The following is a 14,138-nucleotide window of genomic DNA, read 5'->3' on the forward strand; positions in this document are numbered from 1 at the left end:
ATTTTATTTTTTCTTAGTATTATTCGTTTTGTCTTAGATAAATCGATATTTCTAGTTTTATATTTGATTTTTCTTAGTTTGGTTTTATTTGGTTTAGTTTTTCTGACTTGAACCTGCTATATGATTATGATGAGAGGTGTGAAATGACTCGTTCGCGTAAAAATATTTTTTGGGTGCTACTGGCGTTGGTACTGGGTTTTTTTGCCCTGCCTTTCGGATCTTCGGAAGCACATGAAGCGGACGGTAATTTGACGGCTTCGGAATGCGAACGCTTGGGCAGTTTGAGTCTGGATCAGATGGACGGCAGGCTGCTTGCCTTCGCCAAAGAATGCGATATGGTGGAGGCTACCCACGATTGGGAGCAACAGTACGGCAACTTGAATGAAGAAGAAATGCTTGCCGGCGTGGTGTATGAGTGATGTTTGTGAATGAATTGATAAAGGCCGTCTGAAAAACCATTGTTTCAGACGGCCTTGTGTTTTTAATAAGGATGGCTTAAGGCATCAATGGTGCATTAGTCAGTCCGGTGGTTTCGGGCAGTCCGAACATAATGTTCATATTCTGCACGGCTTGACCGGCTGCGCCTTTGACCAAGTTGTCGATGACGGAAAGAACAATCCACACATCGTCTTGTTCGGGCGCTCTTTGAACGCTGATACGGCAGAGGTTGGCGCCGCGTACGCTGCGGGTTTCAGGTGTCGAACCTGAAGGCAAAATATCGACAAAAGGACTGTCGCGGTAGTATTCGCGCAGTAAGGCTTCAGGATCGGTATGTTCTTGCAGGTGCAGATACAGGGTGGCGTGCATACCGCGTATCATCGGAACAAGGTGTGGTACGAAAATCAGGCCGTCTGAAACATGGTCTTGCAGTCCGGACAGGGTTTGTCGGATTTCAGGCAGGTGGCGGTGGCCACCGACGCCGTAGGCTTTGAAGTTGTCGCCTGCTTCGCACAATAGGGTATGGGTGCTGGCTTTGCGACCCGCACCGGAAACACCGGATTTACAGTCGGCAATCAGCGTCACGTTGGCTTTCAGACGGCCAGCTTGAAGCAGTGGCAATAAGGGCAGGGAAACGCAGGTAGGGTAGCAGCCCGGATTAGCCACCAGCATGGCTTTGGCGATGTCGTCTTTGTGAAGTTCGCACAAACCGTACACTGCTTGGGAAACGAGTTGCGGCGCTGCATGGGTCATTTTGTACCATTTTTCCCATGTGGGGATGTCGCGGATGCGGAAGTCGGCAGACAGGTCAATCACGCGTACGCCTTTTTCGACAAGGGACGGTGCTTCTTTCATGGCCACGCCGTTGGGCGTGGCAAAGAATACGAGGTCGCAACGGTCAAGCCCGGCATCCTCGGGCGTTTGGAATGCAAGGTCGTAAATGCCGCGCAGGCTGGGGAAGTAGTCGGCAACTACAATACCGGCTTCGCTTCGGCTGGTGACGGCAATGACTTCTACGTTGGGGTGGCTGCTGAGCAGGCGCAACAATTCAACGCCTGTGTAACCGGTTGCACCGACGATACCAATTTTAATTTTTGTGGTCATGGTGTGGCTCCTTTGTAGGGGTAACAATGCGTTTGATTATATAGTAATTAATTGCCGTCGGTCAGCGGTGCTTGTGCCAAGCTTTGCAATAGAGGGTTAAACAGGCCGTCTGAAATATGGGATTAACGATATTGGAGAGAGGATTTCAGACGGCCTGAGCGTTTGGAAAACGCAGTTTGCGGTTTGATTTGTGGTGGGTGTTTCGTCTTTATCCTATCCATACGAATACACAATAAAAATGTAAAAAAATGCCCCCGGGTTGGAGGACCGGAGGCGAGTATCCAAGGAGTAGCTCTCATCAATAAGAACTAGTTACTTGGTACTATATCCCTTGTTAGAGTTGAAAGCAAGTGCTTTGCACATTTTAACATTTAAATAATTTTTTCATTCAAATTCAGGGAACTATCAAACAGGGCTTGAATCTTGGGTTGGTGGCTGATGCCGATGACCAAAGTATCGGGCAAATGTTGCTTGAAGGTCTGCATCAACATCAGGGCGGATTCGTCATCAAGCTGGTTGGTGGCTTCATCTAGGAACAGGATTTGCGGTTTGTGCAGCAGTGCGCGTGCAAGGCTGAGGCGTTGCTGTTCGCCGCCGGAGAGGATGCCGTGCCATTCGTATGAAGTGTCCAAATCGTTCATCAACGTGTGCAGCCTACCCGTAGGGCTGTTTAGGCCGACTTGTTTCAAAACGGTTTGAATCAAATGGTTGTCTTGGCAGGCTGAGTAAGGGTAGCTGACGGTTTGACGCAGGGTATCGGTAGGCAGGTAAGGGCGTTGCGGGAAGAACAGGCGGCTGCCTTCAAGGGAAAAACTGCCGTGATAATACGGCCATAAACCGGCAAGCACGCGAAGCAGCGTGGATTTTCCGATGCCGCTTTTGCCTTCGAGCAATAGCCATTCAGGGGCATGGGCTTCAAGGCTGATGCCGGAGAGCAGGGGGGTGCCGGTTTGGGTGTGGACGGTAAGGTTTTGCAGGACGGCTTTGCCGCGATGATGCGGCAAATCTGTTTGGTGTGACTGAAGGGAGGGGCTTTTTTGTTCTGCTTGTTCTAAGGCCGTCTGAAAACCGGAAAGCCGCTCGATGACTGCCGCCCATTCAATCAGGCGGCGGTATGCGTCAGTAAACCAGCCGAAACTGTCTTGAACGCGGGCAAACGATGTGCGCGTCTGCATCATGTCGCCGAAGGTCATGGTTTTGGCGAGGTACATGGGCAGGGTGGCGAGAATGGGGATGAAGATGCTGATGCGCACATAGGTCGCCCAAAAGGTTTCTTGGCGGAATTCGCAGTTGGTCAGCCGTCGCCAGTTGTCGTGGATGCGTAGATAACGCTGTTTCAGACGGCCTGTTTCGGCTTCGCCGCCGTTGTAGAAGGCGATTTGTTCGGCATGGTCGCGTACGCGTAAAAGGGCTGCGCGGTAGTCGGCTTCACGGTGCTGGCGGTCGATATTGAGGTTTTTTAGTTTGCGGCCGACAAGATGGGCGATGATGGTGCTGAAGATGGAATAAATCAGTGCAACCCAAACAAGGTAGCCGTAAACGGTAATGCTGTATCCGCCGATGTTGAAAGTCTGTACGCCGGAGAGCGTCCACAGTACGGCAACAAACGCGCTGAATTTGGCAATATTATTGATGAAGGAGCGAAAGAGGCTGATGCTTTTGTCGGTAAGCAGGTAGATATCTTCGGCGATGCGTTGGTCGGGGTTGTCCGGTTCGCCTGTCAGGCGCAGGCGGTAGTGTTTGTGGCCTTCGAGCCAGTTTTTTTGAAATTGATCGGTCAGATGGGTGCGCCAACGGAAGATGAGGCGTTTTTGCAGCCAGTCGGCACAAACGATACAGCCGATAACCATCGCCATATAGCCGAGGTATTCGACAATGAGTGATGGCATGGATGCGCCGTCAAACGCGGCCAGCGCGTCATAGAAGCGTTTGTCCCATGCGGCAATCCAAACGCTGATGGTGATGGAGCAAAGGGTAAAGCCGATGAGGACGGCGAGCATCAGCCATTGGAGGCGGCCGTGTGCTCCTGACCAAAAAGGGTGGGCAAGGTAAAAGAATTTTTTGAGCGTATTCATGATGAATGCTTGTGAATGCGTGCGAATGGCCATCTGAAAGTGAAATTGTACTTTCAGACGGCCTTTTTATCAGCAATAGTTGGTTTATGCTTTTAAAAAATGAGCGGTCAACCCGTGCTTGCTATGCTGCTATTTACATTTTCCACTTCAGGCTGAACACGGCATTGCGCGGTTCGCCGTAGAAGTTGCCGCTGTTGGCGGCACGGCTGTATTGGTTTTCGTAGTAGCGTTTGTCGGTCAGGTTGTTGATTGCCAGTCCCAGTTGCAGGTTTTTGCTCGGACGGTATTGGACGTTGGTATTCCAAATGGTGTAGCCGCCTTGCTTGATGGAGCCGTAGGAATTGGAGGTTTTGCTGCTGCTCTTCAAGCCAAGACCGACCGTCCATCTGCCGTCATCCACCGGCAGGATATAGCTGGTGTAGAGGCGGAACATATGCTTCGGCGTATGGCTGCTGAAGTTGTAGCCTTTTCGGCGCGATTCAACATTGTCGCCGACGCTGTTGCGGTTGGTGCTGCGGTTGAAGGTGTAGCCTGCGTAAACTTGCCAACGGTCGGTCAGGCTGCCGGAGATTTCGGCATCCAAGCCGCGGCTGCTTTGGTTGAGCGGTTCCCAGTAGGCGTGCGGTTTGGCATTGACGCGTTGGTTGTTGTTGTCTTTGTCGGTGCGGTAGAGGGCGACCGAAGTGTTCAGACGGCCTTCGTTCCATTCGCCTTTCCAGCCGAGTTCGTAGTTGCGTCCCATAATCGGAGGCAGCAGGTTGTCGTTGTAGTCGCGGTTCATCGTTTGTTTGAAGATGGACGTATAGGCGGCGTAAATACTTTGTTTAGGCGTGATGTCGTAAGTGATGCCGGCATAAGGAACGAAGCGGTTGCGTTTGAGCGAGTCTGATGAACCTGCTGCCCCGTCTTTGAGGTCGCGATCCCAATAGTAGTCGCGTTTCCAGCTGGTGTAGCGTCCGCCTGCGATGATGTGTAGTTTGTCGGTAGGATTGATGCGCGCGCCCAAACCGAAGGCATGGGTAGTATAACGGCCATCGCCGCCACGGGCTTTGGCTGTGGCAGAATCCCAATCGGGTTTGGCTTTCTCGCTGCCGTTAAAGGCATCTGCGTCATAGTTGCTGCTGTCGTTGAGCCAGCGGTTGCTTAAATTCACGTTCTCTTTGGAATAGCTGTGCATGAAGAAGAGGTCGTGATTTTGGCCGAAAGCGAAGATGCGGCCGGTCAGGTTGTTTTGGAAAGTGAACTGGCGGTTGCCTGCATCGTAACGGTCGAAGCTGTATGTGGTCCCCAGGCCGTCTGTACCGATGCCGTTACCCGTGCCGCCCAGCGTGTAATATTCTTTTGAACTGGTGTTCTTGCGCCAGTCCAGTTTGCTACTCAGTTTCCAGTTGTCGTTGAAATAATGTTCAAACTCGGCAAAGAGATTGTATTTTTTCAGGCGGGCTTCGTTCCAATCCGCACCCAGATAGCGGCTGCGTTTCCACTCTTTGCCGTCTGCACGCATAGGCAGGCCGTCCGGATCGGGTGTTTCGGTTTGGTTGAGATAGCTTGCGCCCCAAGTAAGTTTGCTGTTGTCGCCGATGTCTTTGTCCATTACGCCATACAGAAGGACGTCGCGGCCGCCGGATTGGTCTTTGAAGGTTTTGTTGCTGCCTATCGAGCCGACAAAGCGTCCGCGCAGGCCGTGTTCTTGGCTTAAGGTGCCGGATGCATCAAAAACGCTGTTTACTTTGCCCCATGAGTTTGCCGTCAAATCGGCGGAAAGCTGGCGTTTTGCAGTCGGCTTTTTACGGACGGCGTTGACCGTGCCGCCGGGTTCGTTGTTTGCCTGTGTCAAACCTGCCGCACCGCGCACCACTTCAATGTGGTCGTACATTGCCATATCGGTTGCACTGGTCGGGTCGCCGGCCGGGCCGCCCAAGCCGAATCCGCCGGGAGAGCCGAGTTGTGTGGCAATGCCGTCTTCTTCAAACTGTTCAATAAAATAGCCGCGCGACATGAAATGCGTGCGTCCGCCGCTTTTGAAAACATTGATGCCCGTAGCGTTTTGCAATGCACCTTCTAAGTCGGTGATGCCTTGGTCTTCAATTTGTTTTTTTGTAATGACGCTGACGGATTGGGGGATTTCCCGGGTAGAAAGCACTAATCCTGTAGTCGAACGCATCGCGGATACGGTGTAGCTGTTTTGACTTTCAGTGCGCAGGCTTTTGTTTTTACCCACTACGGTAACTTGTTCCACTTCAGCCTGCCGTACCTCTTCGGCAGCTTGTGCGGCTTGGGGCAATGCGGCAAGGCAGAGAGCAAGTGTGCTCAGTTTGAATAGTTTCTCAGAATGATGCATTTGATGAGGTCCTTGATAAAGAAAGATCTGTTTGTTTTTAAATATTGGCGGCAATATCTGTTTAAATTGAGCAGTTATTTTTTATAATCTGTTTTGTTTTAAAAATTAAATTTAAATCTCCGAATCATTTTATTTGATTCAATTTCGATTTTGCCAAACCATCGGGTCAAAAAAAGGTTGCCGCCGGAAAGGGAGCCGTTGGCAACGAATGGAGGTGGTAATGCAATGAAAGCTAGACACAAAGGGTAGTATCAAACTAGCCATAAATAACTATATCGAAACGGTGAAAAAAATCAACAGGAATTTTTTTCGGTTGAGAAAATTTTTTAGACTGTTTGCTTTATATCAAGGTTAAAAAAGTTTGATTGGAAAAGGCCGTCTGAAAACGGAAAGAATCGGTTTCAGACGGCCTTTGAATCAAGTGGGATTAGAACTTGTAATCGACTTTGAACATGACGTTGCGCGGTTGGCTGTAAATATTGTTAATGCCCATTGTGCGAATACGGTGGTTTTCATAGTAGCGGCGGTTGCCCAAATTGCTGCCGATCAAACTGAGGTTGAGATTTTTGGTCGGTGTGTAATGAACATCGGCATTCCAAAGCAGGTAGCCGCCTTGGCCTACATTCCACAAACTGTTGGTTTTGCTTTGTACGGTCATGCCGCCGCCGATGGTCCATTTACGGTCGGTAAAGGGGAGGCGGTAGCTGGTGTACAGGCGGAACATATGTTTGGGCGTATGTTTGCTGAAGTTTGTGCCGATGGGGTAACGCGCCCCTTCGCTTTCTTTATATTTGCTCATATTGAAAGCGTAGTTTGCTGATATTTTCCAATCTTCGGTGAGGTCGCCGGAGAGTTCGGCTTCAAAGCCGCGGCTTTGAACTTTGCCGATGGCCTGATATGCCCATTCGCCCATAGCGTTGCGTTTATCTAAATCATACGGACGGTTTTTTTGAATGATTTGGTAGAGGGCAAACGAGCTGTTGAGCCTGCCGTTGCCGAACCAGTCGGATTTGAAGCCGATTTCGGTATTGGTACCGGTAATAGGGTTCAGGAGGTTGTTGTCCATATCGCGGTTGGTCTGCGGTTTTTTGATTTGGGTGTAGTTGGCATAGATACTGTGGTTTTTGTCGACATCGAATGTAATGCCCAAGTAAGGGACAAGACTGGATTTTCGGTATTCGGACAGTTTGCCTGTTTTGCGGTTGTCGAAGTCGTATGCCCAGTGTGTGTAACGCAATGCGCCCAAAATGTGGAGTTTGTGCCAAGGGGTAAAGAGAACGCCTGTCGATACGGCATGGTTGGTGATGGTACGTTCGGTATCGGTATAGTTGGCGTTGCCGCTTGTCCAATCGGTGCGCGCCACGCTCTTCCAGTCGTAATCGAAAATATTGTATTCGTTAGAGGTACGGGCTTTCCATAGGTTGTAGGAGCTGTTGTTTTCCCGTGAATAAGTGTAGTTGGCAAATGCCTGCTGTTCGTTTCCTAAGGCTTGGAATTTGCCGGATACGCCGGTTTGGAAGGCAAATTGTTTGCCGGTATTGTCGTATTTTTGGATGTTGTCGGTTGCACCGGTAAAAATACCGTTCTGTCCGATGCCGGCGAACCTGCCGCCTGTATTGGCTGCGGTGGCGAAGTTTTGGGCGGATGAAGAACGGTTGTAGTTGAGCTTGCTGCTCCATTTCCAATTGTCGTTGATTTGATGGTCGAATTCGGCAAAGACATTGCGTTTGTAAAAGCGGATTTGATTCCATTCCGCGCCCAGATAGGTATCTCTCGGAAGGTTAAGGTCAAAGCCATTGCCCATCGGTACGCCGTAAAAATCGGGTGTTTCTTCGGTGCGTTGGTACAGGCCGCCAAGTGTGGCTTTGCTGTTCTCGCCGATATCGGCCTCTAAAATCCCGTACAGCATTTGACCTTTGGTTGGGTTTTTGTCTTGGAAAGTTTTATTGCGTGTCAGGCTGGAAACCAAACGGCCGCGGACGCTGTGACTGCTGTTTAAACTGCCCGATACGTCGCCGATCAGGCTTGCTGCGCCGAAACGGTCGGCCATAAAACTTAAGGTTGCCTGCGTATTGGCGGTCGGACGTTTACGTACGGCATTGATTGTGCCGCCGGGTTCGCTGTTGGATTGGGTCAGGCCAGTCGGACCGCGGACAACTTCGATATGGTCGTAGATGGCCAGATTGCTCATGCTTTGAGGGTCGTTGTACGGGTTGCCGGACGAACCTGCAACGGTAGTGGATAAGCCGTCTTCTTCAATTTGATCGATGTAAAAGCCGCGCGACTGATAACGCCAACGGCCGGAATCGGGAATCACGTTGATGCCGGTTGTGGTTTTTAAGGCTTGTTCCATATTGGTCATGCCTTGGTTATCCAGCTGCGTTTTGGTAATCACGCTTACCGACTGCGGCGTTTCTTTCGGAGACAAGGCAAGCCCGGTGGTGGTACGCATGGCTGAAGTTGTGTAGGAGTCGCGGTTTTCGGTGCGGGTGGAACGGTTTTTGCCGGTTACATTGACGGTTTGTAGCTCGGAAGTTTGTTCGGGTCGGGGTGTTGCAGTGTTTTCTGCTAAGGCTGCATAAGGCAGAGTGGCAATAATGAGTGCTAATGTTTTAAGGGTTGGGGCGTTCATGAACGTCTTTCTATAATTAAAATAAAATAATAATAATTATATTTTACGATAATTTTGTTGTTTTGTAATTTAAGAACAAGATTTTGAGGGTTTTTAGCGGATTTATGTTGTTTTTATGGTTTTTGAAGGTGTTTTTGAAATTAAACTAGTTAAGGGAATCAAGCGACAGGCCGTCTGAAAATTTTCGGGGTTGTTCGGCTATAATGCTGTTTTGGATTTTTAAGGCCTTCGCAAAAATACGGTTTCGGGGTTTTAGGCTGAATGTGTACCCGATATGTTTGCAAAGGTTTTGGGGTATGAGGAGAATGAGATGAAGAAAGTTTTGGTGTTGCAACATGGGGATTTGGGCGCTTGCGACTGGTCGGCGTTTGGCGGTTTGGTGTCTGCGTCATCAGGGAAGTCGGTATTGCGTCTGCCGGTTGATGATGATTTTGAATTGACGGACGAGATGCGGGCTGCGTTGATTGCGCAGCAGATAGATGGTGCGGTGTTGTCGGATGTGGCTTTTGCTGATTTGGGACTGATTGTCAGCGATATGGATTCGACGCTGATTACGATTGAGTGTGTGGATGAGATTGCGTCCGGTGTCGGGCTGAAGGATGAGGTGGCAGCGATTACGGAGCAGTCGATGCGCGGCGAGCTGGACTTTGAGCAGTCTTTGCGTAAGCGTGTGGCTTTACTGGCCGGTTTGGACGAGCGCGTGTTGGATGAGGTGTACGAGAATGTGTTGCAGCTGTCGCCGGGCGCGGAATTTTTGTTGGAAGAGTGCAAACGGCATGATGTGAAGTTTATGCTGGTGTCGGGCGGATTTACGTTCTTTACGGAACGTCTGCAACAACGCTTGGGCTTGGATTTCCATTTTGCAAATGTATTGGAAGTGGAAAACGGCAAGCTGACAGGCCGTCTGAAAGGGCGGATTATCGATGCGCAGGCTAAGGCGGATTTGTTGCGCGAATACCGTGAACGTCTGGGTTTGGCTCCGTGGCAGGTGGTGGCGATGGGTGATGGTGCGAATGATATTCCGATGATACGGGAGGCGGGATTCGGCATTGCTTATCGGGCGAAACCGAAAACTGAAGCGAATGCGGATGCGTGTGTGCGCTTTGGTGGTTTGGAACGGATACGCGGTTGGTTTGCGTAAACGGTTTGAGGATGTTTGTCAGTCAGGCCGTCTGAACAATCGGGAAACCGGTTTTCAGACGGCCTGATGTTTTATAAGGCGATAAAACGGTAACCTTCGGCATTGACTTCGAGAATGGAGGCGTAATTGTCGCGCCAGTCGCCGAGTACGATACGGGTGTAATCGGCGTTGCGGTGGATGTTTTCGCGGTGGGTATGGCCGTGGATGAGCAGGGGCGTGTGGAAGCGTTGGACGGTTTCGTGGGTAAAGGCCGGATTGACGTCCATGATGTCGGCGGTTTTGTGTTGTTTGTCCTGTTTACTCTGCTTGCGGATTTTGGTGGCGATGTTTAGCCGGAGTGTGAGTGGCAAAAGCAGGAACAGGCGTTGCAGCCATTTTTGATGGACGGTACGGCGGAATTTTTGATAAGAATGGTCGTCGGTGCAGAGAGTGTCGCCGTGACAGAGCAGAGTGGGAGTGCCGAACAGGTCGATAACGGCGTACTCGGGCAGTAAGGTCATGCCGGTATCGCGGGCGAAGGTTTTGCCGATGAGGAAATCGCGGTTGCCATGGATGAAATAACAATCAATGCCGCGCTCGGTCAGGCTGCGGATGGTCTGTTTGATAGTTTGAACCAAAGGGCTGTTTTCGTCATCGCCGATCCAAAAATCGAAAAGGTCGCCAAGAATGTATACGGCTTGGGCGTGGACGGCTTTTTCTTGCATAAATTTTTGGAAGAGTGCGGTCAGTTGAGGATGGGATTCGCTCAGGTGCAAATCGGCGATGAAGTAAATCGGCATGATGATGTGGGGCGTATGGGAAGGGTTTTATTATAACTTGGGTTGTCGCGTTTGGATTTGGGCTTGGTGTTTTTCGTTTGTAATGCGGTGATTTTATTGTTTTGATTTGGTGTGATAAAGGCCATCTGAAACATCTTTTCAGACGGCCTTTGTGGTTTATTGGGCTTTGCCCTGATAAGTGATTTGTTTCAGTGTATCTTCTTGGTACAAGTCGCTGATGGGGACGGTATAGAAGAATTCGTTGCTACGAACAAAGCGGTTGACCAAGTCTTTGTCGAGATGGAGGACGTGGTGTCGCAGTTTATTTAAGCCTTTGAATATCATGGTGCTCCAACGCATATAGCCGTCTGAATTGGGACGGATGTCGTTCATGGCATCAAGGGCGAGAAGTTTGCGGTTTTGCTCTTCTTTATCCAAAGGATGGGAATAGATGCTTTGGAAGTAAAACGGTTGCTCGGAGGATGGCGGCAGGCTGAGGGAAGACCCTACTTTACCGATAGGAAAGTCGTCGCTCAGATAATGTATGGTGTGCAAAAACAGATTGCCGCGGCGGTAATCGATTTTGCGCAGGGCTTCGATAGCGGCCAGCGTTGTGTGTTGGTGGTCGGGATGCGTGTCAATATTGGGGGAAGGCGACACGATAATGTCCGGCTGGAATGTTTCTATCAGGTAGCCGAGATTGTCTACCAAGCTGTTCCAAGTCGAGCCGGGTTTGAGGTGTTTCGCCAATGGGGAGGTATTGGCACTGCGGAAAATATCTACATCGGTCGTATCGATTTTGGTCGATTTAATCTCTTTTTCCGGATTTTGGCGCATGGCGGTCAATGTGCTGTCGAAGTAGCCCAGTTGCAGGATGTTTTCAGACGGCACGCCGGCCAAAAGGGGAACGGTCAGGCTGTTCCAAACGCGCATTCTGCCTTTTTGCAGATATTGTGCCTGAGTATCGCAGTCGCACGTGCTGTAAAGATTGCCATAGTGGAAGCTGCCGCCTTCGCTGGCGGTTAAAGTACAGATCATTGAATTGGCAGCGTGTTTTTCGTACAAACCGTATGCGCTGAGTTCGGCATCGTCAGCATGAGGCGCGAGGACAAGGATTTTTTTGCCGTCTAGGTTTTCACGCGGATAAACGGAGAGTTCGATTTCTTGATCGGGCAAGGACAGGTATTTGCCTTCCAAGCGGATGGTTTTATCGCTGTCGGAGAAGGTGTCACTCAGATTGATATAGCGCACGCCTTTTGCGCCGTATTCGAAATATTGCTTCCATTTGCCTTTGGATGAAATGGTTTCGATAAAAGGCAAGAACAGTAGTCCTATCCAGTTGGACTTGATACGGATTTTGGCAATGACGGTATCCCGTCCGCTGACAGTGGCGGGCAAGGTTAGGCTGCCGCCTTTGAGGGTTGCATGCGCGGTAGAAGGGAGGGAGAGATAGTTATAGTCTTGGTGTGTGTTATAGGCAAACTGTTTTTTATGAATAATTGAAGTAATAATAAACAACAAAATAAAAAAAGTCAGTATCAGCCCCGTCAGTATCAGAAACATTGTTTGGTTCCTTTATTGTTGTAACAGTCATGATAGTGCTTGTGGAGCTTATTTGTTTGTTTTTCTTACAAACGGTTGTTTTTTATACTCTAACGTCATTAAAGTGAACATTTAAAATAAAACAGTTTGCGGGTTGATTATATATAAACGACCAAAATGTAGAAAGGCCGTCTGAAAAATTTGAAAGAAATTTCAAAAATTTCAGACGGCCTTGATATTTTAAAGGTTAAGCCGGTAAATTATGCTTCTTTTGTTTCAACTGCTTTCTGACGCAGACGTAGGCTTAACTCGCGAAGTTGTTTGTCGTCGACCACATTAGGTGCATTGGTCAGCAGACATTGTGCACGTTGTGTTTTCGGGAAGGCAATTACGTCGCGGATAGATTCGGCACCGGTCATCAGGGTAACCAGACGGTCGAGACCGAATGCAAGGCCGCCGTGAGGAGGTGCACCGAATTTCAGGTTGTCCAAGAGGAAGCCGAATTTCTCTTGTTGCTCTTCAGGGCTGATTTTCAGCGCGGCAAACACTTTCTCTTGTACGTCTGCACGGTGGATACGGATGGAGCCGCCGCCGATTTCCCAGCCGTTCAATACCATGTCGTAGGCACGGGCCAGGCAGTTTGCAGGGTCGGAAACCATTAGGTCTTCATGACCTTCTTTAGGCGCGGTAAACGGATGGTGTACAGCAACGTAGCGGTCGGCTTCTTCGTCGTATTCGAACATTGGGAAATCGACAACCCACAAAGGTTTCCATTCGTCTACGAAGTAGCCGTTGTCTTTGCCGTGTTCCAAGCCGACTTTGATACGCAGCGCGCCGATGGCTTCGTTCACGACTTTGGTTTTGTCCGCACCGAAGAAGATGATGTCGCCGTTTTGCGCGCCAGTACGCGCGATGATTTCTTTCAGGGTGTTTTCAGACAGGAATTTCACGATTGGAGATTGCAGGCCGCTGTCTTCGCCGTTGGAGAGGTTGCTCACATCGTTTACTTTGATGTATGCCAGACCTTTCGCGCCGTAGATGCCGACAAATTTAGTGTATTCGTCGATTTCTTTGCGGCTGAATTTCGCGCCGTTCGGTACGCGCAGAGCGACTACGCGGCCGCCTTTCATGTCGGCTGCGCCACGGAAGACTTTGAATTCTTCCGTTTTCATCAGGTCGGTCAACTCGGTAAATTTCAAGTTGATGCGCATATCCGGTTTGTCGGAGCCGTAGTAGAACATGGCTTCAGAGTAAGGCATACGTGGGAAGTCGCCCAAATCTACATTCAAAGCATCTTTGAAGACTTGTTTGGCCATGCCTTCGGTGATGTCCATGATTTCATCCTCGTTCAAGAACGAGGTTTCCAAGTCGATTTGGGTAAATTCAGGTTGACGGTCGGCACGCAAATCTTCGTCACGGAAACATTTGGTGATTTGGTAGTAACGGTCGAAACCGGCCACCATCAGCAATTGTTTGAACAATTGTGGAGATTGTGGCAGAGCGAAGAATTCGCCCGGATGAACGCGGCTCGGTACGAGGTAGTCGCGCGCGCCTTCCGGAGTGGAGCGGGTCAGCATCGGGGTTTCAATGTCGATGAAGCCTTGCGCATCCAAGTAGCGGCGAACGCCCATGGCCACTTGGTAACGCAGGCGCAGGTTGCGTTGCATGGCAGGACGGCGCAAGTCGATAACGCGGTTGGTCAGGCGAACGTTTTCGCTGATGTTTTCATCGTCGATTTGGAACGGAGGCGTAGCGGCAGCGTTCAAGACTTCGATTTCTTTGGCAAGGATTTCAATTTTGCCAGAAATCATTTTGTCGTTGGTTGTACCTTCTGGACGGTTGCGTACGCGGCCGGTAATGCTCAAAACGTATTCGTTGCGGGAAGAATCGGCAGCGGCAAATGCTTCCGGAGTGTCAGGGTCGATAACGACTTGAACGATGCCTTCGCGGTCGCGCAGGTCGATAAAAATCACACCGCCGTGGTCGCGTCGGCGGTGTACCCAGCCTTTGACGGTAACGGTTTGGTCTAAGTATTGCTCGCTGATAAGGCCGCAATAGTTGGTACGCATAAAATCACCTTTTTATATTGTTCAATTTGAAAAGAAGG

9 protein-coding genes are annotated in these 14,138 nt (G+C 49.9%); 2 read left to right on the top strand and 7 right to left on the bottom strand.

All coding sequences use genetic code 11. The annotated features are described in order from the left end of the window. The first annotated feature begins 143 nt into the window (after positions 1-143). A complete protein-coding gene (locus DBY97_RS07065; RefSeq protein WP_003748371.1) occupies positions 144-419 on the top strand; it encodes a hypothetical protein in 276 nt (91 codons plus the stop codon). Between the two features lie 76 nt (positions 420-495). Here the strand turns inward: DBY97_RS07065 and argC are convergent, their stop codons facing one another. From argC to DBY97_RS07085, 4 genes are all read right to left on the bottom strand, one after another. Continuing rightward, complete coding sequence (argC, locus tag DBY97_RS07070; protein WP_107857924.1) at positions 496-1,542, bottom strand: N-acetyl-gamma-glutamyl-phosphate reductase; 1,047 nt, start codon at positions 1,540-1,542, stop codon at positions 496-498. 371 nt (positions 1,543-1,913) lie between these two features. Next, positions 1,914-3,617, bottom strand: a complete 1,704-nt coding sequence (locus tag DBY97_RS07075) for an ABC transporter ATP-binding protein/permease (RefSeq protein ID WP_107857959.1) — start codon at positions 3,615-3,617, stop codon at positions 1,914-1,916. A 133-nt stretch (positions 3,618-3,750) separates the two neighbouring features. Further along, entirely contained in the window at positions 3,751-5,958 is a 2,208-nt protein-coding gene (locus DBY97_RS07080) for a TonB-dependent siderophore receptor (RefSeq protein WP_107857925.1), read from the bottom strand. Positions 5,959-6,385: 427 nt separating this feature from the next. Next, on the bottom strand, positions 6,386-8,590 hold the full coding sequence (locus DBY97_RS07085) for a TonB-dependent siderophore receptor (RefSeq protein WP_107857926.1): 2,205 nt from the start codon (positions 8,588-8,590) through the stop codon (positions 6,386-6,388). A 310-nt stretch (positions 8,591-8,900) separates the two neighbouring features. On the opposite strand from DBY97_RS07085, the gene serB reads away from it, so the two are divergent. Next, the gene (gene serB / locus DBY97_RS07090) at positions 8,901-9,731 is read left to right on the top strand and encodes a phosphoserine phosphatase SerB (RefSeq protein WP_107857960.1); all 831 of its coding nucleotides are present in this window, start codon (positions 8,901-8,903) and stop codon (positions 9,729-9,731) included. A gap of 71 nt (positions 9,732-9,802) precedes the next feature. On the opposite strand, the gene lpxH is transcribed toward serB, so the two are convergent. From lpxH to aspS, 3 genes are all read right to left on the bottom strand, one after another. Continuing rightward, positions 9,803-10,513 carry a UDP-2,3-diacylglucosamine diphosphatase gene (gene lpxH, locus DBY97_RS07095; protein ID WP_432760704.1) on the bottom strand — a complete coding sequence of 237 codons (711 nt, stop codon included), beginning with the start codon at positions 10,511-10,513 and terminating at the stop codon, positions 9,803-9,805. Positions 10,514-10,666: 153 nt separating this feature from the next. Beyond that, a complete protein-coding gene (locus DBY97_RS07100; RefSeq protein ID WP_107857928.1) occupies positions 10,667-12,052 on the bottom strand; it encodes a PIG-L deacetylase family protein in 1,386 nt (461 codons plus the stop codon). A 239-nt stretch (positions 12,053-12,291) separates the two neighbouring features. Next, complete coding sequence (gene aspS, locus DBY97_RS07105) at positions 12,292-14,100, bottom strand: aspartate--tRNA ligase (RefSeq protein WP_107857929.1); 1,809 nt, start codon at positions 14,098-14,100, stop codon at positions 12,292-12,294. Positions 14,101-14,138: the final 38 nt, after the last annotated feature.

This window comes from Neisseria subflava (assembly GCF_003044645.1).
GTDB classification, from domain to species: Bacteria; Pseudomonadota; Gammaproteobacteria; order Burkholderiales; family Neisseriaceae; genus Neisseria; species Neisseria subflava_B.

Excerpts from the sequence above, each read along its gene's own strand:
- serB (WP_107857960.1), top strand. The coding sequence starts at position 8,901 with ATGAAGAAAGTTTTGGTGTTGCAACATGGGGATTTGGGCGCTTGCGAC.
- DBY97_RS07100 (WP_107857928.1), bottom strand. The coding sequence starts at position 12,052 with ATGTTTCTGATACTGACGGGGCTGATACTGACTTTTTTTATTTTGTTG.
- DBY97_RS07065 (WP_003748371.1), top strand. The coding sequence starts at position 144 with ATGACTCGTTCGCGTAAAAATATTTTTTGGGTGCTACTGGCGTTGGTA.
- argC (WP_107857924.1), bottom strand. The coding sequence starts at position 1,542 with ATGACCACAAAAATTAAAATTGGTATCGTCGGTGCAACCGGTTACACA.
- DBY97_RS07085 (WP_107857926.1), bottom strand. The coding sequence starts at position 8,590 with ATGAACGCCCCAACCCTTAAAACATTAGCACTCATTATTGCCACTCTG.
- DBY97_RS07080 (WP_107857925.1), bottom strand. The coding sequence starts at position 5,958 with ATGCATCATTCTGAGAAACTATTCAAACTGAGCACACTTGCTCTCTGC.
- aspS (WP_107857929.1), bottom strand. The coding sequence starts at position 14,100 with ATGCGTACCAACTATTGCGGCCTTATCAGCGAGCAATACTTAGACCAA.
- DBY97_RS07075 (WP_107857959.1), bottom strand. The coding sequence starts at position 3,617 with ATGAATACGCTCAAAAAATTCTTTTACCTTGCCCACCCTTTTTGGTCA.